Annotated in this window: 14 protein-coding genes; 8 read left to right on the forward strand and 6 right to left on the reverse strand. The window is 43.3% G+C overall.

What is annotated here, in order from left to right:
• Nucleotides 1–2 precede the first annotated feature (2 nt).
• Nucleotides 3–977 carry a 6-phosphofructokinase gene (gene pfkA / locus H1A14_RS00095; protein ID WP_194774167.1) on the reverse strand — a complete coding sequence of 325 codons (975 nt, stop codon included), beginning with the start codon at nucleotides 975–977 and terminating at the stop codon, nucleotides 3–5.
• 268 nt (nucleotides 978–1,245) lie between these two features.
• On the opposite strand from pfkA, the gene rlmN reads away from it, so the two are divergent.
• The 3 genes from rlmN (at nucleotide 1,246) to H1A14_RS00110 (ending at nucleotide 5,910) form a co-directional block, all read left to right on the forward strand.
• Nucleotides 1,246–2,304, forward strand: a complete 1,059-nt coding sequence (rlmN, locus tag H1A14_RS00100) for a 23S rRNA (adenine(2503)-C(2))-methyltransferase RlmN (RefSeq protein WP_194774168.1) — start codon at nucleotides 1,246–1,248, stop codon at nucleotides 2,302–2,304.
• A 292-nt stretch (nucleotides 2,305–2,596) separates the two neighbouring features.
• Nucleotides 2,597–5,305, forward strand: coding sequence for a TonB-dependent receptor plug domain-containing protein (locus H1A14_RS00105; protein ID WP_194774169.1), 2,709 nt, complete (start codon nucleotides 2,597–2,599; stop codon nucleotides 5,303–5,305).
• A gap of 110 nt (nucleotides 5,306–5,415) precedes the next feature.
• Nucleotides 5,416–5,910 (forward strand): porin family protein, encoded by a 495-nt coding sequence (locus tag H1A14_RS00110; protein WP_194774170.1) that lies wholly within the window; start codon nucleotides 5,416–5,418, stop codon nucleotides 5,908–5,910.
• Nucleotides 5,911–5,919: 9 nt separating this feature from the next.
• Here the strand turns inward: H1A14_RS00110 and H1A14_RS00115 are convergent, their stop codons facing one another.
• The 4 genes from H1A14_RS00115 to H1A14_RS00130 are packed head-to-tail and all read right to left on the reverse strand — an operon-like array spanning nucleotide 5,920 to nucleotide 9,932.
• A complete protein-coding gene (locus tag H1A14_RS00115; RefSeq protein ID WP_194774171.1) occupies nucleotides 5,920–6,867 on the reverse strand; it encodes a rhomboid family protein in 948 nt (315 codons plus the stop codon).
• 1 nt (nucleotide 6,868) lies between these two features.
• Complete coding sequence (locus tag H1A14_RS00120; RefSeq protein ID WP_194774172.1) at nucleotides 6,869–7,660, reverse strand: rhomboid family intramembrane serine protease; 792 nt, start codon at nucleotides 7,658–7,660, stop codon at nucleotides 6,869–6,871.
• Between the two features lie 8 nt (nucleotides 7,661–7,668).
• Complete coding sequence (mutL, locus tag H1A14_RS00125; RefSeq protein ID WP_194774173.1) at nucleotides 7,669–9,522, reverse strand: DNA mismatch repair endonuclease MutL; 1,854 nt, start codon at nucleotides 9,520–9,522, stop codon at nucleotides 7,669–7,671.
• On the reverse strand, nucleotides 9,519–9,932 hold the full coding sequence (locus tag H1A14_RS00130) for a hypothetical protein (RefSeq protein ID WP_194774174.1): 414 nt from the start codon (nucleotides 9,930–9,932) through the stop codon (nucleotides 9,519–9,521). Before H1A14_RS00130 ends, mutL begins: the two co-directional genes overlap by 4 nt.
• 294 nt (nucleotides 9,933–10,226) lie before the next feature.
• Here H1A14_RS00130 and H1A14_RS00135 point away from each other — a divergent pair, with 294 nt between their 5' ends.
• The 3 genes from H1A14_RS00135 to H1A14_RS00145 all read left to right on the forward strand — a co-directional run bounded on the left by H1A14_RS00135 (nucleotide 10,227) and on the right by H1A14_RS00145 (nucleotide 15,168).
• On the forward strand, nucleotides 10,227–13,175 hold the full coding sequence (locus tag H1A14_RS00135; RefSeq protein WP_194774175.1) for a glycoside hydrolase family 3 N-terminal domain-containing protein: 2,949 nt from the start codon (nucleotides 10,227–10,229) through the stop codon (nucleotides 13,173–13,175).
• Nucleotides 13,176–13,254: 79 nt separating this feature from the next.
• Nucleotides 13,255–14,394, forward strand: a complete 1,140-nt coding sequence (gene bshA, locus H1A14_RS00140; protein ID WP_194774176.1) for an N-acetyl-alpha-D-glucosaminyl L-malate synthase BshA — start codon at nucleotides 13,255–13,257, stop codon at nucleotides 14,392–14,394.
• A gap of 144 nt (nucleotides 14,395–14,538) precedes the next feature.
• Nucleotides 14,539–15,168, forward strand: coding sequence for a sterol desaturase family protein (locus H1A14_RS00145; RefSeq protein WP_194774177.1), 630 nt, complete (start codon nucleotides 14,539–14,541; stop codon nucleotides 15,166–15,168).
• Nucleotides 15,169–15,229: 61 nt separating this feature from the next.
• On the opposite strand, the gene H1A14_RS00150 is transcribed toward H1A14_RS00145, so the two are convergent.
• The gene (locus H1A14_RS00150) at nucleotides 15,230–15,832 is read right to left on the reverse strand and encodes a porin family protein (protein WP_194774178.1); all 603 of its coding nucleotides are present in this window, start codon (nucleotides 15,830–15,832) and stop codon (nucleotides 15,230–15,232) included.
• A 181-nt stretch (nucleotides 15,833–16,013) separates the two neighbouring features.
• Here H1A14_RS00150 and H1A14_RS00155 point away from each other — a divergent pair, with 181 nt between their 5' ends.
• Both H1A14_RS00155 and H1A14_RS00160 read left to right on the forward strand, forming a co-directional pair.
• Nucleotides 16,014–16,835, forward strand: a complete 822-nt coding sequence (locus H1A14_RS00155) for an NAD(P)H-binding protein (protein WP_194774179.1) — start codon at nucleotides 16,014–16,016, stop codon at nucleotides 16,833–16,835.
• A 287-nt stretch (nucleotides 16,836–17,122) separates the two neighbouring features.
• Complete coding sequence (locus tag H1A14_RS00160; protein WP_194774180.1) at nucleotides 17,123–19,924, forward strand: 2-oxoglutarate dehydrogenase E1 component; 2,802 nt, start codon at nucleotides 17,123–17,125, stop codon at nucleotides 19,922–19,924.
• Nucleotides 19,925–20,009: the final 85 nt, after the last annotated feature.

The following is a 20,009-nucleotide window of genomic DNA, read 5'->3' on the forward strand; positions in this document are numbered from 1 at the left end:
GGTTAAATGCTAAGTATCTCAATCAACCGAAGGTGGTCTTTTTTGATGGGCTTATCTTTTCCAATGCAATCCGAGAAGGGCGTGTAGACTACCTCTCCGTTGACCACCCCTGCCATGCAATTGGTATGTCCCGCCATCAGCCCCTCTACTGCTGCCATACCGCACCTACTACCTAAAACCCGGTCCCTGGCTGTAGGGTTGCCACCCCGCTGAATGTGACCCAAAGTAGTCACTTTGAAATCTTTTTCGTCATCTTTGATCTTGACCTTCACTTTTTCCATGATTTCACTGGCACTTCCTTCTTCATCTCCTTCGGCTACCACTACGATGCTGGAAGTCTTTGTTTTTCTAAGGTTTTTTAGGGATTTCACCACCGTGTCCAAACTGGTTTTTGTTTCCGGTACCATGACAAATTCTGCCCCGCCACCGATGCCACATTCTACGGCAATGTACCCACTGTCCCTTCCCATCACTTCTATGAAGAAAATCCTGTCATGTGCTGCGGCCGTGTCCCGAATCTTGTCTATGGCCTCCAGGGCGGTATTGACGGCTGTATCAAATCCAATGGTGAAGTCTGTACCATAAATATCATTGTCTATGGTACCGGGGCAACCGATGATTGGCAGTCCAAACTCTTCTGAAAATACCTTAGCTCCTGTAAAAGTACCATCACCACCGATAGCAACCACCCCCTCTATGCCTAGGCTTTTGAGCTGATCATAGGCTTTTTGGCGACCTTCTTTGGTCATGAACTCCATGCTTCGGGCTGATTTTAATATGGTACCCCCGCGCTGTATGATGTTGCTGACCGAATGGCTTTGCATTTTTTTGATGTTGCCCTTGATCATGCCATCATAGCCATAATAAATGCCAAAAATCTCCAACCCATGGTAGATGCTGGTACGTACGACTGACCTAACACAGGCATTCATGCCAGGCGCATCTCCTCCTGAGGTGAAAACTGCAATTTTTTTCATGATTTAACAGGTTTTTTCAAGCCCTAAAAATAGAGAATAATGCCTTGATTTTTGTGCTTTGACTAAATTCTTTTATTCCCTAAGGCCCTCTTTAGGTCTATTTTTTACCTAAGGAAATGACAATCACGGGATTTGGAGAAAAAGAAGGTGCATTTCTGGAGCAGAACTTAAAATAGATAAAGGAATTTGCTGAGAAAGGAAAGTCAGTCATTTGGGATATTGCCTTTTGCCTCATCAAATTCCCCTTACATTTCCTTACCTTTGCAAGATGGAAGGCAATACCAAACAAGACATCCGAAAATTGAGCTTGGAAGAGTTGGAGACTTTTTTTCTGGAGAAGGGAGACAAAAAATTCAGGGCAAAACAGGTGTATGAATGGCTGTGGCACAAGTCATTGAAGAATTTTGATGACATGAGCAATATTTCCAAGGCTACCCGTGAACTGCTTAAGGAGCATTTTGACATCAACCATATTCAGGTTGACTTGATGCAGCATTCCACAGATGGTACCATCAAGAATGCTGTCAAACTTTTTGATGATAAAATCGTGGAATCGGTTCTTATTCCTACTTCCAAAAGGATAACCGCCTGTGTCTCATCTCAGGTGGGATGTAGTCTGGATTGTAACTTTTGTGCCACAGCACGCCTGAAGAGGATGCGCAACCTCAATCCGGATGAAATATATGATCAAGTGGTGGCCATCAAGGAAGAAGCTGAAACCTATTTTAGCCGCCCGCTCACCAACATTGTATTTATGGGTATGGGGGAGCCTTTGTTGAATTACAACAATGTTCTTTCTGCTATTGATAAAATCACCTCACCGGAAGGTTTGGGTATGGCTCCCAGGAGAATTACCCTTTCCACCGTGGGCATTCCCAAAATGATTCGGAAAATGGCCGATGACGGGGTACGTTTCAATTTGGCAGTATCTCTGCATGCAGCAATCAATGAAACCAGGACCCGCCTGATGCCCATCAATGCAACCAATCCTTTGGAGGATTTGGCTGAATCCTTACAGTATTGGTACCAAAAAACCAAGCGTAAAGTAACCTATGAATACGTGATCTGGGATGGTATCAATGATGATGAAAAGCATGCCGTAGCCTTGGCCAAATTTTGCAAAATCATTCCCTCAAAAGTGAATATCATTCAATACAACCCCATCGATGAGGGGGAATTCCGCCAGGCCTCGCAAGATGCAGTAAATAGGTACGTGCGTATCTTGGAGAATCATGGTATCATCGCCAAGGTGCGTAAATCCCGCGGTCAGGACATCGATGCTGCCTGCGGTCAACTGGCCAACAAAAATGAAGTGGCAGCCCTTTGAACAAGCAAAGATTTTTTTCACCATACAACAGATGGTTAGCATACCCAGGCACATTTTTGGAGTTAATTTGGCCAGGAGCGTGTTCCTATTTGGTTTTTTCCGTGTTTAATTTCCTCGATCCTCAAAAAAGTTTATTCCAAAAAATAAATGCTTTAAAAAAGCGGGGTTTTCTTTCATGCATCCTCCAACTTTTCTGATACTTATTGAATTAATTACAGGATTAACTCTTTAAAAATTTCACTATGAATAAAGTGTATATTTCGCTAATATTGAAAAACTAACTGTTTATTCTATGAAAAAGTATGGTTTCTTTTTGGTCGCTTTTTGCTTTTTGTTTTTAAGCTTTACTTCAATTCCTTTTCAGGACAGAAACCCGGTTGTCGAAAGGATTCAGGGTTGGTTCCAAAAAATGCAGGATGAATTTCCGGTTGAAAAAGTGCATCTGCATCTGGACCGACATCAATATACCTTAGGTGAAGATGTATGGTTTAAAGCCTACCTAACTGCAGGAAGCACGCAGATTCCTACCCCCCTGAGTGGGACTTTGTATGTAGATCTTTTTGATGCCACCGGCGCTTTAATACAACAAAAAAAAATCAAAATTGAAAATGGAACGGGGCATGGAGAAATCAAGCTGCCCCAGTTTACAGAGGAGGGGATATTTCAAATCAAGGCCTACACAGCATGGATGAGAAATTTTGGAGAGGAATATTTTTTTCAGGAAAAAATAAAAGTCTCGGATGCAGAGGCGGGCGTGTTTCAGCCTGCTATGGAATTTAAAACCATCACTTCTGATGGAAGCAAGGTGTCCTATCAGAGTTCCCTTTTGGTATTGGATTCCCAAGGAGAACCTTTTGGGCAAAAACAGATTGATGTACATGTGATGGGCGAAAATCAAACCCTTTACAGTGAAAAAATCACCCTCAACACCCAAGGGGAAGCCAATCTCAATTTCTCCATACCTGAAAAGCCCTTTGCTTTTCAACAAATACAGCTCACCTATTGGGAAGATGAAGCATTTCCCATTATCAAAAGTGTCCGGCTTCCCTATGCCTTTTCCCTGGCAGATGTGCAGTTTCTGCCGGAAGGAGGTCAGCTCTTGCAGGGGAAGAAAAACAACGTGGCTTTCAGAGGAGTATATCCTGACGGTGAACCGGCTGATTTTAGCGGGGAACTGATGGTAGAGGGTATGGAGCAAGCAGTCGTTTTGGAGAGCTGGTTTGGGGGAATGGGTAAATTTGAGATGGTACCTGCACAAACCAAACCCTACACAGTGCGTCTAAAAGAAAAGAAAAGCGGTCAGGAAAAGGAGGTGGTTTTACCTGCTGCTAAAGCAAAGGGTTTGACCATGCAGGTGGCCAATAATCCAGCTGCCAACTACGTGACGGTTTTCATTCAGGGTGATAGTGATTATCAAAACCTTATTCTGGTCAGCCAAACCAGAGGCATCATCAATTACATGATCGGTGGCGCGCTGAACAATGGCATATGGGGTGTAAGAATACCCCGATCTAATTTAATCAGTGGAATCAACCAGATTACGGTACTGACCGCAGATGGCCAGGCGCTTATGGAGCGCTTGGTTTTCATCCATACCGATGAACATCTCCAATTGAGCTTGGATGAAAGCCAAAAGGGAAGTCTGGGCGAAAGGGCAGAAGTAAAGCTTCGTCTCAAGTCCCAGCATCAGGATACGCCAGTCCCCGCAAATTTTTCTGTCAGCATCATTGATTTTGGCCAGGTGGAAGAGGAGGGATATGGCTACAAAAATATTTTTTCTTCCTTGCTAATGGATTCTGATCTGAAAGGAAACATTTATTCTCCGGGGTATTATTTTAAAGATCGTGCACCAGAAACTTTGGAAGCCTTGGACCTTGTGATGTTGACCCATGGATGGACCCGATTTGAGTGGGAGGATGTGTTAAGTGAAAAGTTTCCCACCATAGACCATTTCATCGAACAGGGCATTAATCTTGAAGGAAATGTGGTAGATCCCAATGGCTCCAAAAAGGGACTTGGTGGTGGTGCGGTATCTGCCATGGTAGGTCAAGGGCTTGAGATCATCTCCTCCGAATATGGTGAAAATGGCCGTTTTATTTTTATGGGTATGGACTATCAGGATACCATGCAGATCACCATTACAGCTAAAGACAAAAGGCTTTCAGAAAATGTGGAAATTTCGGTAGAGGTCCCCCAGCCTGTTTTGGATAGAGTAGGACCGAGTTTCAAACCTGAGTTCAAATTCCCCAAATCCCTGGCTGAAGGTTACCGGGAAAGGCAACTGATGCAGCGCATGCAGGAAGATCCAGATTTGGTAGATTTGGAGGCGGTGACGATTCAGGATGAAAGGATCGATGTGGAAATGGAAAACATTCAAAAAATTTATGGAAATGGTGATGTGTCTTTGGATCCTTCAAAAATACTAGGCGCAATAGCTTTTACCAATGTGTTTCAAATGATCCAAGGAAGGGTTTCTGGTGTACAGGTTTTGGTCAATGGACCAAATGCCTCCGTCTTAATCCGTGGAGTAGGTTCATTAATGGGTGGTACTGAACCCCTCTATTTATTGGACAATCAACCAGTGGATGCAGGCACCCTGCTTTTGGTCAATCCCCAGGATGTGGCTGTGATTGATGTGTTTAAAGATCCAGCGAGAGCAGCTATTTTTGGTGCTCAGGGAGCCAATGGGGCGATTGCTGTCTACACCAAAAGAGGCTCAGGAATAGCTGATTTCAAAACCAAGGGCAAATTGGTCACACGATATGGAGGATATGCCTCTCCGAAGGAATTTTATCATCCTAAATATGACCAAAAAAGTGTCAGCACGGCCTTGAATGACAAGAGAACAACCCTCTATTGGGAACCCAATCTGCAGACTTCGGTGGATGGATCCGTTGAGTTTGCTTTTTATAACTCGGATATTGCCAAAAAACACCTCATAGTGATAGAAGGAATGGATGCATCCGGCAGGATAGGCAGATTGGAAAAGTTGATGGAGTAGGGATAAGATTCAAAAAAGCATGGTCTTCCATAGGGCTTTTTTCCCTATCTTCGTGGAACCACGAGTTGGCCAACCGAATGATTCAAGCGTATTGACCTAAAGTATTCCTTATGTTAGTTTCCAAAAAGTCTATTTTCAAAATTTCCTTTCTGATTACCTTTGTGATTCTCCTGAGTGGAGGTCAGCTATTTGCCCAGTTTCCAGGAGAGGCAAGGCTTCAGTTGGGTGGCGAACGAATGGCTGTACTGGATCAATACGGGTTGAATTTTGGTGTGGAGTATTTTTTTGCTGATCGCTTTTCCCTCGCTCCCAATTTTACAATCAGCTTTCCCAGGCAGGGCCGGTTCACCAATTTCAATGCAGACCTAAGGTATTATTTCACTGAAGGGACTTTTCAATTTTACGGCCTGGCAGGATACAGCAACATCTGGATCAATGCCCAATCAGATGGGGCAGGAACTAGGGTCAGCAGACCTGGAGGAAATGCAGGACTTGGCGGCATGGTAAAAGTCACTTCTAAGTTTGGGGTTAATGCCGAATATAAGCTTCAAAGCCAGAATTTCAGGCAGCATGTGTTCAGAATTGCCTTGGTTTATCTGCTCTAAACCAACTCCTTATTTGTTACTGAATTCAAAAAGTTTCCTTTTTTCTTCCTTGCTGAGGCTGTCATAGCCCTTATCTGCAATTTTATCCAATATCAGGTCAATTTCCTCCTGGGTTGCTACCGCAGTCTGTCCAGCAGACTTACCGGAACTTCTGGTATTGCTTGTGGTTCTTGGATCTGATTTCAGTGGTTCTGATTTGTAAGGGGCGTTTTTGCGGTATGTGACTTTTATCTTGGGCTTGTTTTTAAAGAGATTTTCGAAAAACCGACCTATGGATTGGATGATGCCACCCCAATCTTTCCCGTTTCGAAGTTGGGTAACGTAAAAGTAACCCAATGCCGCTCCACCCAGGTGTGCCAATTCTCCTCCTGCATTGGCCCCTGTGCTGTTGGCAAAAGCAATGACCACGTAAAATATGGCGATGTATTTGATTTTTACAGGACCCAGCAGAATAAGGTTGAAGGTGGTATTGGGGCTCATGGTAGCTGCGCCTACGACAATCGCATAGACTCCAGCACTTGCTCCCAACATAAAGGATCCCTCTACGCTTTCTCTAAAATAGGGGGCCAAGTTATACATCACCACATACAAAATTGCTCCCACCAGTCCGCCGAGAATATACAGGTTGGCCAGTTTCCGGCTGCCTAGGTATTCATGGATCAGCAATCCAAACCAATACAGAAAAAGCATATTGAAAAGAATATGAAATATCCCTTCGTGCAAAAACATGTAGGTCATGATTGACCAAGGCTGAAGGATAAACCTGTCCAAGGCGGCAGGCATCATCAAGTAGGAAAGCAGGGCTTTATAAGTGGCCACTCCGCCTCCAATGGTCAGCAATACCCGAAAAAAAAGCAAAACAAAAAACATCAGAAGGTTGATAGCCAGTATTTTGTACAAGCTATTGTTGTTCTGTGTAAACGCATTCCTTAAATTATACCAAAAACCACCGTACATATCAGTAGAAAGTTGTTCTGTCCTTTTTCCATACGGTAACCAAAATGGCACCGATAAGTAAGCCGCTCAAATGCGCAAAATGCGCCACATTGTCTGTTGGGTTATTGGCCAACAACTGATAGACCGTATACAATCCGTAAAATAACACTAAATATTTTGCTTTGACCGGCATTGGCGGAAAAAGCAAAAACAATTGTGTATTGGGAAAGAGCATCCCGAAAGCTATCAATACACCAAACAGGGCTCCAGAGGCTCCCACCATGGGGATGTCCACTTTTAGGTTCCTGACCCCGATCAAATTGTCCTTGGCTTGTTGGATCAATTGATCATTTTCAGGATTTCGGCTGTAATCGTCTATAAAGTCATACACCGAAGTCCGGAAAAAGTTCCTGTTATTTGATACAAATTTATTAAAAAGTTCTGGATCTGGATGCTCATGGAAGTAAGCTATTTCATTATCCAGCCTTTTGGTTTGAAATGTAGTGTATCCTGAGTAAAGCACTCCAGCTCCAATGCCACATACCAACCAAAGAATCAACAGCTTTTTAGGACCCAAAAACTGCTCTAAAAGCGGTCCAAAGATAAACAGCCCGAACATGTTGCTGAAAAGGTGCCAGAAGTCGGCATGCATGAGCATGTATGTCAGAAATTGATAGGGGACGAATTTATTGCTTTGAATATTATAGAGTGCAAAATAATCCTTCAAGTTGGGAATTAGGAAACTGGCCACTACATGGATGCCGATGGTAATCAGCAGCAGGTTTTTTACAATTGGCGTCAGAGATCTAAACATATGGCAAGTTAGGCATTAAAAAAACGATGTATTTGATGTAAATCCAATTTGATAAAGGTTTTGTTCCCGGAAGGACCAAAATTAGGGTTTTGACAGGCAAATAATTGTCCGACTAAATTTTCCATTTCCTGTGTGCTGAGCCTGTTGCCCTTGCGAATGGCGGAGCGTTTGGCCAGAGAACGTGCAAGGTTTTCTTTTTTGTCCAGAGAAAGTTCTTTTTTGAAGTGTTTGAATTGTTCCAGCAGGCCCTCAAATAACACTTTTTCGTTAGAAATGCCTAGATCTGCTGGAATCCCCTGAATGACCAAAGTCTGCTGCCCAAAATCCTCCAAAACGAATCCCAATTGGGTTAATTCAGCTTTCATGCCCATTACCAGAGCAAAATCAGCAGGATTTAGGGGGATGCTCTGAGGAAAAAGCACCTGTTGAGAGGCTCCGCTATTCTGGCTGAGCTGTCGAAAATAGCGTTCGTAAAGGATCCTTTCGTGCGCCATCTGCTGATCAATGATCAGGAGACCATTGGACATTTGCGCCACGATGTAGGCCAATTCTACCTGAAAAGTACTCCCTGTTTCATCTCTAGAGGGTAGATTTGAGTTAGGAAACTCAGGTCCGCTGTTGTTGACCTTGCTTGGAAAGGTCTTCAGGTTATTGTTTTCCAAATGGTGGGATCTGGGATCTTTTTGATCTACCAACTCTGTCTGATTTCTTTCAAACATTTTTTCCCAGCCTGAGACATCTTGCTTTTTGAATTCAGGAAAGGAAAAACGCTTGTAGGTGTCTTCCTGATTGAGTTTTTCTTTTTGCGTAGGATCACTTTTCCAATTCTCCGCAAAATTCACATCCAAAGAGAAATCCAGGGAAGGGACCACATTATGGGCACCAAGGGACTGCTTGATGGCAGAGCGTATCAAGCCATAAATTGTCCGCTCATCATCAAATTTGATCTCCGTTTTGGTGGGATGGACATTGATGTCGATGTGGCTTGGATCTATGTCCAGAAACAACACATAAAAAGGGTGCATGTCCGCTGGCATAAGGCCCTCATAGGCATTGACAACCGCATGGTGCAGATAATTACTTTTTATGTAGCGGTGATTGACGAAAAGAAATTGTTCCCCTCTTGTTTTTTTCGCATTTTCCGGCTTTCCCACATAGCCCATGATGTTCAGAAGGGGCGTCTCTTCCTGACAGGTCACCAATTGACCTTGGTAGTTTTTACCGAAGAGTTCCACGATGCGTTTACTCAGTTTTCCGGGGCTGAGCCGGTATAATTCCATGTCATGCTGCATCAATGTGAAAGCCACTTCTGGATAGGATAGCGCCACTCGCTGAAATTCCTCTACCACATGTCGCATTTCCACAGGGTTGGATTTCAGGAAGTTGCGGCGTGCAGGCACATTGAAAAACAGATTTTTGACTGAGATTGAGGTACCTTCGGGGCAGGCGATAGGCTCTTGTTTTTTGATTTCGGACCCTTCAATACAAATCAAAGTGCCAAGTTCATGACCTTGAAGCCTGGTTTTCATTTCTACCTGTGCCACTGCGGCAATGGAAGCCATGGCTTCTCCCCTGAAGCCAAAAGTCTTGATAGAAAAGAGGTCTTGTGCATTGCGGATTTTGGAGGTAGCGTGCCTTTCAAAGCTCATTCTAGCGTCTGTCATGGACATGCCTTTCCCGTTATCTGTGACCTGAATAAGCGTTTTGCCCGCTTCCTTCACCCAAACCTGCACATGGTCAGCGCCTGCATCAATGGCATTTTCCAACAATTCTTTCAGTGCAGAAGCAGGTCTTTGGACTACTTCTCCGGCAGCTATTTGATTGGCGATGGCGTCCGGCAACAACTGAATGACATCACTCATTTGGGAGACCTCCCTCTCAGCCTAAATAAAAATACCAGTCCCAAAATGGTCAATGAGGTATAAAGCATGATGTAGAGTGCGAGATTGCCGTAATAAAGGTATCCGAAAACACCTCCAACCAGAAGAATAAATATGATCGTTCTGAGCATTCCTGCATTGTCAAATATCGCGGAAGGAGATTTCTTGATGGGACTGCCTTTGGTAAAGGCCCCACGCAGAGAAGAAGCTCCATAATCCCTTCTGAGCATTTCCATGTCTTGCTCCTCTGAAGAAATGATTCCTTCTGCTTCTAGCTGTCTTCGGATTTTAGCCGTACGTTGGTCTATGTCTTCCTTTATAGGATCATAGTACCTGGGCTGAATGTCAAATCGCATAGGTTTGGCGGATCTGAATATGGATGGAAATTTCATGCTGTTGTCTGTTGTTTTTGGGAGCCAATTATCAAATTGCTGAAGAGGCTTATTTGATTGTAGCCATTTTTTTCACGATTGTTCCGATTTTGATCTTTCTAAAACTGCCACTTGGAATATTTTTTCGGGGATTTAAATGCAGTTGAAAGAAATATACGTTTATTGATATAAACCTGTCCCTTTTTATCAATAATTGGTAGGACAAGGATCGGATTTTGTTGTAAGTTTGAATTTGATCTCAAGCCCTACCACAAAGTTATTTTAAATTTTAAGCAATAAAAACTTAACGTTTGCATGAAGCCAAAAGTTTACGCCATTCTTTCAATTCTGTTTATGGTCCTCTGGGCAGCCTACGCCCATTCGCCAGTCAAGGAAGATCGTGATCCACTTTCTTCCAAAGATGATAGGAGACAAATGCTTTGGGTAGACTCTGTGTTCAATAGCCTCAGTTTTGAGGAACGTCTGGGGCAGCTATTTATGGTAGCGGCTTATTCCAACAAAGATGACAAACACCGACAGCAAATTGCGAAATTGATTCAGGAACAGCAGTTGGGTGGCCTGATTTTTTTTCAGGGAGGCCCTATCAGGCAGGCCAACCTAACCAATTATTACCAATCCATTTCCAAGACACCCTTGTTTATTGCCATGGATGCAGAATGGGGAGTGAGCATGCGCCTGGATTCTGTCATACAATTTCCGAAGCAGATGACCTTGGGAGCCATTCAGGATGATGAACTGATCTATGAAATGGGCAAAGAAATTGCCGGGCAATTTAAAGCCTTGGGCATGCACATCAATTTTGCCCCGGTGGTGGATGTCAATTCCAACCCACAAAATCCCGTCATCGGTTATAGAGCCTTTGGCGAAGAAAAAAGATTGGTGGCCAGAAAGTCTTTGGCCTACATGAAAGGGCTTCAAGACCATGGTGTCATGGCCAATGCGAAGCATTTTCCCGGACACGGAGATACTGACTCAGATTCCCATTATACCACCCCTGTCATTAACAATTCTTTTGCAAAAATAGAGGACATTGACCTTTATCCTTTCCGCGAACTCATCAAGGAGGATTTGATGAGTGTGATGGTAGCCCATCTACATGTGCCGAGCTTGGGTACTTCTGCCAAAAATCCTACGACCTTGACCCCAAATGTGGTTACCAACCTTCTTCAGGAAGACATGGGCTTTAAAGGTTTGATTTTTACAGATGCCCTGAATATGCGGGGAGTAAGCAGCCATTACAAACCGGGAGAGGTAGATCTACTGGCCTTAATGGCAGGCAATGACATCCTTCTTTATTCTGAAGATGTGCCCAAATCAAAGGCCATGATCTTACAGGCCATTCAGGAGGGAAAAATAACAGAAGAAGAGGTGGACCGAAGGATCAGAAAAGTGCTTAAGGCAAAGTACTGGGCAGGCCTACACGAGAAACCATATGTAGATACCCGGAATCTTCTAGCCAAGTTAAATGCCCCCTCAGCTGCCCTCAACATTGAAGATTTATATGCCAATTCCATTTCGGTTTTAACCAACAAAAACAATTTTCTTCCTTTACGCAACCTGGACTTGCTTAAAATGGCATCCATCTCGATAGGAGGCGATGGAGTGGATTTTAAGGGCCAACTCGACCGATATGGACCATTTCAACATTTCACTTTGAACAAAGACGGGGAAAGTTATGCCAGTCTGAATCAAAAGGCCAAGAATTTCAACACCATTGTAGTCGGGCTCATGGGCATGACCAACAATTCCAAGCGGGATTTCGGCTTGAAAGAAAGTGATGTTCAGTTTATCAAAAACCTGAGCAGAGAAAACAATGTCATCGTAGTGATGTTCGGAAATGCCTATGGTGCCAAGTTCCTGGATGATCTTCCTCATGTGCTTGTAGCTTATGAGCAAAATCAATGGACAGAAAAATTAACTCCTCAGATTATTTTTGGAGGAAGAGCAGCAACAGGTTCACTTCCTGTTTCTGTTAGTGACAATTTTCAAATCGGCACCGGTGGATACCTAGAAAAGCTGGACCGCCTCTCCTACGGAAGGCCAGAGAATGTGGGCTTAGATATCCAGGTTTTGGACCAAATTGACAGGGTTATGGAAAAAGCCATCGTCCTCAAACACACCCCGGGAGGAACTGTTTTGGTAGCCAAAAATGGTAAAGTGGTCTTTGAGCGATCCTATGGCTATCTGGATTGGCAGAAATCAGCCAAAGTCAACCCAGAAACCATTTACGATCTCGCTTCCATTACCAAAGTGATGGCTACCACACAAGCCCTAATGTTTTTGGTCAGCAGACGGTTGGTTGACATGGATAGGACCATTGGCCATTATCTTCCCGAACTACGGAATACCAATAAAGGCAACTTGGTCATTCGGGACATCATGATGCATGAGTCAGGTCTTGTGGCCTGGATTCCTCATTATGCCAAGACTGTGGATGGAACCGGGTGGAAAAAAGAATTTTTTAGGGAAAATCCAGAACCTGGTTTTCAGTTGGAAGTGGCTGAAAACATGTATGCAGTCAATTCTCTTCCGGATAGCCTTTGGGCATGGACGGTTAAATCAGATCTCAAAAGACTTCCTCCGGGCCGGTCAAGGCATGATTACACCTATTCCGATTTAGGGATGTACTTGATGCAAAAATTAACGGAAAGGCTTTTGAACCAATCGATAGATGAATTTCTGGAACAGAATTATTATGCTCCCTTAGGGATATACACACTGACCTTCAAACCGCTGGAAAAATTCCCTAAAGATCGCATTGCCCCTACAGAAGATGATATCACTTTTAGAAAGAGGCTTGTTCGAGGATATGTCCATGACCCCGGTTCTGCCATGTACGGGGGTGTAGCTGGACATGCCGGCCTTTTTGGTACAGCCAATGACCTCGCTATCATGATGCAGATGATGTTGCAGGGGGGCAACTATGGGGGCATCAATTTGATTGACAGAAAAACCATCACAGAATTCACCAAGCGTCAGAGTACCCAAAGCAGAAGAGCATGGGGCTGGGATAAACCTGAACCTGAGAGGGGCAAAGGGGGAAGTGCCGGTAAATTAGCCCCGAAGAGCAGTTTTGGGCATACGGGATTTACCGGAACCTGTGTATGGGCGGATCCGGAAAACGAATTGGTCTATGTGTTTTTATCCAACCGGGTTCATCCCAATGCCAACAACAATGGCTTGCTCAAAGATGGGGTAAGGACTGAAATCCATGACATCATTTACCAAGCATTGAAAAATTAAACCCATCATGTGAACAAATATGTACGCGATTGTTGTTTAAAGCCTGTCAACTGACCCATCATAACATAAATCTTTCAAGATGAAAATAGGGATTGTCTGTTACCCAACCTTTGGAGGGAGTGGTGTAGTCGCCACGGAATTGGGTAAAGCCCTCGCCAAAGAAGGCAATGAAGTTCATTTCATTACCTACCGTCAACCTACCCGCTTAGACTTTTTTAGTGCCAATTTATTTTATCACGAGGTTGACATCAAAAGTTATCCACTTTTTGAGCATGCTCCTTACGAACTGGCCTTGGCCAGTAAGATGGTGAATGTGGTCAAATACGAAAATCTGGATTTGCTTCATGTTCATTATGCCATCCCGCATGCCTCTGCCGCTTATATGGCTAAGCAGATTCTAAAAGAAGAGGGCATTCAAATTCCCGTGGTCACCACCTTACACGGTACAGATATCACTTTGGTAGGAAAAGACCCCACCTATGAACCTGTGGTTACTTTTAGCATCAATCAATCCGATGGAGTTACGGCAGTCTCGGAGTCTCTGAAGGAAGACACCTACAAATTGTTTAAGGTTTTCAAAGATATTGAAGTGATACCGAATTTTATCGATTTGGAAAGATTCAAAAAACAAAAGAAAGAGCATTTCAAATTGGCAATTTGTCCAAATGGTGAAAAACTGATGGTTCATACCTCCAACTTTAGAAAAGTGAAGAGGGTAGAGGATGTCATACAGGTGTTTTTTGAGGTGAGAAAAGTCATTCCTGTCAAGCTCCTTTTGGTTGGGGACGGACCCGAAAGAGACAAAATGGAACGCCTTTGCAGAAGTTTGGGCACCTGCGATGATATTCGTTTTCTAGGAAAATTGGAAGCCGTGGAGGAGGTATTGTCTGTGGCAGATCTGTTTCTGATGCCTTCGGAAAAAGAAAGTTTTGGTTTGGCCGCACTTGAAGCAATGGCCTGCGAAGTACCTATATTGAGTTCAAATGCCGGGGGTATCCCTGAACTCAACATAGACGGAGAAACCGGGTATGTCTGTGAGGTAGGAGATGTGGCAGACATGACCCAAAAGGCGCTTCGAATTTTGTCTGATGAAAACCTTCCCGGTTTCAAGTTAAGGGCTTTGGAAAGGGCAAAAACATTTGATGTCAGCAAAATATTGCCACTGTACGAAAACTTTTACAAAAAGACAATAGAAAGGACATTAAGCCTATCCAAATGATACAATGACATTAATCATTTTAATTTGTTGGACTTAAAGATTCTTTTTTATTTCAAATCCATTAACTTTAGGCACTGGTTTTCAAATCCTATGAAAGGTTTTTGTCGTAAATAGAAGGGATTTAGAAGCTTTAAATGAAATTGGATGAAAAAAATTGGAAGATTAGACAGGCCGGATAACAACGGGACTGCCCATATGTTTGATAATCCTGTCCTGGAAAAAATTTCCAGGACACACATCAGCATACCCATAACCATGTTTTTAGGTATAGGAGTCGTTTCCCTATATTTTGCACTTACTGTCACAGCAATCCCACTCAGTACCGGATTGTTACTGATGCTTGTTGGGTTCTTGGTATTTACCTTTGTGGAATACATGATGCATAAACACCTTTACCACATGATCCCGGATTCTAAGTGGAAAGATAAATTGCAGTATTCCATCCATGGTGTACACCATGATTACCCTAAAGATAAAGACAGGTTAGCGATGCCTCCTTTTGTGAGTGCCTTGTATGCCGCCATCTTTTATTTTGTGTTCACCTTTATCATGGGAGATTACGCTTTGTATTTTCTTCCGGGATTTTTGATAGGCTATGCATTGTATTTAGGGGTTCATTTTATCGTGCATGCCTTTCAACCCCCAAAGAATTTCCTCAAAATCCTTTGGGTAAATCATGCCATACACCATTACAAAGATCCGGATGTTGCCTTTGGAGTAAGTTCCCCACTATGGGACATCATATTGGGAACCATGCCCAAAAAAGAAAAGTAAAAAAAGCCTCTAGCAATAGAGGCTTTTTTTATGGCATTTTGTCACTAATATAACTTTTAGATCAGAAACTTTTTCCAAGTGACAATTTAAAGCCCCTGTTATAGAATGAATCTGAAATGTCACTGATGTTGGCAAAACCATGTTCATAACTTAATTGAATGTTGAATCCATCCCCAAAGTTGGAGCCGAATCCAACAACGCCTGCAAAATCAAAATCCTTCCAGAGATTTTTGGCCTCACTGCCTGATATGGTTATATTATTGTTCCCGTCCTTGATTTCAAAAGCAGAAGCCAATAAAAAAGAAGGTTGAGGACCAAAGAAAAGAAAAAACTGTTCAGCAACCTGAAACTTCAAAAGTAGAGGAATGTCTAGGTATCCGTTTCTGATGGATGCGGTTACGCCAGGTCCAAGACCCTCATCTGCACTTGCCCCTTTGCTGGCAAATTGAAGCCCTGGCTCAAAGCTGAAGCTTTCCGAAACAGCAAAATTTCCATAAACCCCAAAATGGTAGCCTATACGGAATTTGCTTCCATCTCCTCCTTCCTCACCCCCTAGGGTTGTAAAACTGGGTCCCACCCTTACTCCAAAAGTGCTTTCTTGGGCAAATAACCCAGCGCTACTCATAAACATGCCCAAAAGGGCCAATACAAAACATTTTTTCATTTTTATTCTGTTAAAATTAAAGTTGCTCAAAACTAAACTAAAATTTCAATTTACAGCCATCCATTCATGGAATAATTTAATGAAGGTTCAAAAGTCCAAAAAAAGCAATAGTATACCTTAATATCTGGATAGGTTGTTTGATAAACAGATAGCCCTTAAATTGGCTGTAAATTATTTCCCTATGCAAAAAGTATCGATTTTAGGCTTGGGTTGGCTAGGAAAACCATTGGCTGAGCAATTGATTTCAAAAGGTTATGAAGTAAAAGGAAGCACCACATCTTCTGAAAAGGAAGTCCAATTAAAAGAGGAAGGTTTTAAGGTTTGCCAAATCAGGTTTGATCCGGAACCTTTTGGTCATTCGGTGGATTGGTTTTTTGATACAGATGTACTTTTTATCAACATCCCGCCTCAAAGCCGGTCAAAACCATCAACTTTTCATCCGGAACAAATCCGTCAGGTCAAAGCTTTGGCAGAAAAGGCTGGAGTAAAAAAAATCATCTATATCAGTTCTACTTCAGTCTATCCTGACGAAAATCAGTTGGCCAAGGAAGAGGATCATTTAACAGACAACAGCAACGGCAATGCTGCGCTTTGGGAAGCAGAGCAAGAACTTTGGCGGAACAAATCCTATGACCTTACGGTGATCAGATTTGGGGGGTTATTGGGAGTAGATCGGATTCCTGGGCGGTATTTCAGAGGGAAGACGGAGGTGGTCGGAGACACCCCGGTGAATTATATCCATAGGGAGGATGCGGTTAGGTTGGTAGAATGGGTGTTGAAAGAACAGTTATGGAATCTAACCCTCAATGGAGTCGCCCCCCTCCATCCCAAGAGGAAAGAGGTATACGAGCGAAATGCCCAAGATTTGGGTTTTGATCCGCCAAAAAGTTACGCAGTTTCCGGTAAAACAAACTGGAAAGCGATTTCTGCAGAAAAGATCCTTGAAACTGGATTTACCTTTAAATTTCCCGATCCACTTCAATTTGAATACTATCATGATTAACAAGAAAAAGAGTTGGAATAGTCCTAAATCAAAACTCCAATAAGTCAAAATCTTTGATTTTTTAGTGTTTTTTTCTCTGAAAATCCTCTAAGTCAAAGACTTGAACAATAGTTGCTTCCCTTATTTCCAGAATGCCTCAATATTATATTATCAGATAAGAATTTTTAAAATAAAATTTTGCTTAGTTATTGAAAGATACTGATAATCAGTTCAATTTGCCTATGCGAATATCAAATTTTTTTAAGAATATGTATCTGGTTATCTTTGTCTAAATAACCTGCTAAAAAATGGATAAATATTCCTACATCGCCAATGCTCATGTGGCTTACATTGATGAGCTTTACGAAGACTATAAAAATGATCCTGAATCCATAGACCCAAGCTGGAAGACTTTTTTCGATGGATTTGACTTTGCCATCACCAAATACGGGGAAGAGGGATCGGAGGTGGCGACCCCTAACCAAGAATCAAGTTCGACAGCACCTGCTAAAAATGGTTCCTTGGCAACGAAAGGAACCATCATGGACATGGAGCAGTTGCCAAAAGAAATCAAAGTAAGAGCCCTTATCCATGCCCATCGCTCAAGAGCACACCTCAGGTCAAAAACCAACCCGGTGAGGGAAAGAAGAGACAGGAAGGCGATGATCGATTTGGAAGATTTTGGTTTGGGAGAACAGGATTTGCAAACCGAATTTCAAGCAGGAAATGAAATAGGCATAGGTCCTTCCAAGCTATCCAAAATAGTGGAATCGCTCAAGAAGATCTATGAAGGGCCGATGGGTTTCGAATACCTTTACATGAGGGATCCATACATCCTGGACTGGTTCAAAACAAAGGTAGAAAAAGAAGCCCTCGAATTTAACCCGCCTACTGAAGAGAAAAAGCGCATACTTTCCAAGCTTAATGAAGCGGTTGTTTTTGAAAATTTTCTCCATACCAAATACCTGGGTCAGAAAAGGTTTTCATTGGAAGGTGGCGAAAGCACCATTCCTTTTTTGGATGCAGTCATCAACCACAGTGCTTCTTTGGGAGCCAATGAGGTCATGATCGGAATGGCCCACAGGGGCCGTCTGAATGTATTGGCCAACATCATGGGAAAAACCTATGAACAGATTTTTTCGGAATTTGAGGGAACTGCCAAACCCGACCTTACCATGGGAGATGGAGACGTCAAATACCACATGGGTTATTCCAGTGATATAGTCACCACCAGCGGGGCTAAAGTGAACCTGAAATTGGCGCCCAATCCTTCTCACTTGGAAGCGGTCAATCCGGTGGTTGAAGGCTTTATAAGAGCAAAAATCGATTCAGAGCACAAAGGGGATTCCAACAAAGCCCTTCCTATTTTGATCCACGGTGATGCGGCTGTGGCCGGTCAGGGGATCGTCTATGAAGTAACTCAGATGGCGGGTCTTAAAGGATACAATACTGGAGGCACCATCCATTTTGTGATCAATAACCAAGTAGGGTTTACCACTGATTTTGATGATGCCAGATCATCCATATACTGTACCGATGTGGCTAAAATCATTGATGCACCGGTTATTCACGTCAATGGAGATGATGCCGAAGCTGTGGTTTTTGCAGCCCACCTGGCAGCAGAATACAGGCACAAGTTTCAAAAGGACATTTTTGTAGACATGGTTTGTTACCGGAGACATGGCCACAATGAATCCGACGAACCAAAATTCACCCAGCCTGAATTGTACAACATCATTTCCAAACATCCCAATCCCCGGGAGATCTATGTCAAGAGGCTAGGCGAAAGGGGAGACCTGGATGCCAAAATCGCCAAACAGATGGACAAGGAATTCCGTCAGTTGTTGCAGGACAGGCTCAACATGGTCAAGGAAAAACCACTTCCCTATCAATTCACCAAATTTGAGCAAGCGTGGCAATCACTTAGGCGCTCCACACCTGAAGATTTTGACCAGTCTCCGGAGACAGGCATACCTGCAGAAAACATCCAAAAAGTAGCAGAAGCCCTGACCGTGGTACCAAAGGGTTTCAAGCCCATCAAGCAGATCGAGGTACAGCTCAAACAACGTAAGGACATGTATTTCCAGTCCAAAAACCTCAACTGGGCAGCTGCCGAGTTGTTGGCCTATGGATCCTTGCTGTTGGAAGATAAGACGGTGCGAATTACAGGACAGGACTGTCAGCGGGGTACCTTTTCCCACCGCCATGCCGTAGTGCATGATGCCAGCACCAACAAGCCCTACAATTTTCTGAAGGAGTTGAAAGGACATGATGGGCAATTCAGCATCTACAATTCATTGCTCTCTGAATATGCTGTTTTGGGATTTGAATATGGGTATGGGATGGCCAATCCCCACGCTTTGACGATTTGGGAAGCCCAATTTGGGGATTTTGCCAATGGAGCGCAGACCATGATTGACCAATTTATCTCCTCAGGTGAATCCAAATGGCAAAAAATGAATGGCCTGGTCATGCTATTGCCCCATGGGTATGAAGGGCAGGGACCGGAACATTCCAATGCAAGGCCAGAGCGCTTTTTGCAGCTTTCCGCGGAATACAACATGGTTGTGGCCAACATCACAGAGCCTTCCAATTTCTTTCACCTTTTGAGAAGGCAATTGGCTTGGGAGTTTAGAAAACCCTGTATTGTCATGTCTCCAAAATCCCTGCTGCGGCATCCCAAAGTGATGTCACCGCTGGAGGAGTTTACCTCAGGGAGCTTCAAGGAAGTGATTTCAGATAAAACCGTGGAACCCAAGAAAGTGAAAAGGGTGTTGCTTTGCTCAGGTAAGATTTATTATGATTTGGATGAAGTCCGGGAAAAGGAAAAAATTCAGGATGTGGCAATTGTGAGGATAGAACAATTGCACCCACTTCCCAAAAAGCAAATCATGAACGCCCTCAAAGCTTACAAAAACGCTGAGGTGATCTGGGTTCAGGAAGAACCTGAGAACATGGGATACTGGACTTACATGATGCGGGCCCTATACAGGGAATTCCCCATGGAAGTCATTGCCAGAAAATCCAGTGCTTCACCCGCCACAGGTTACCACAAGGTGCATGTCCAGGAACAGGCCCAAATCATCAACAAAGCTTTAAATATTTCTTAAATCCCCGAACAGAATGGGCCATATGTTTTTCGGCCTATTCTGTTTAGGTTTAATTTAAATAAAACAAGTTAAATTTACCTTAGGT

The sequence above is a fragment of the Pararhodonellum marinum genome (assembly GCF_015354735.1).
In the GTDB taxonomy this organism is placed as follows: domain Bacteria; phylum Bacteroidota; class Bacteroidia; order Cytophagales; family Cyclobacteriaceae; genus Pararhodonellum; species Pararhodonellum marinum.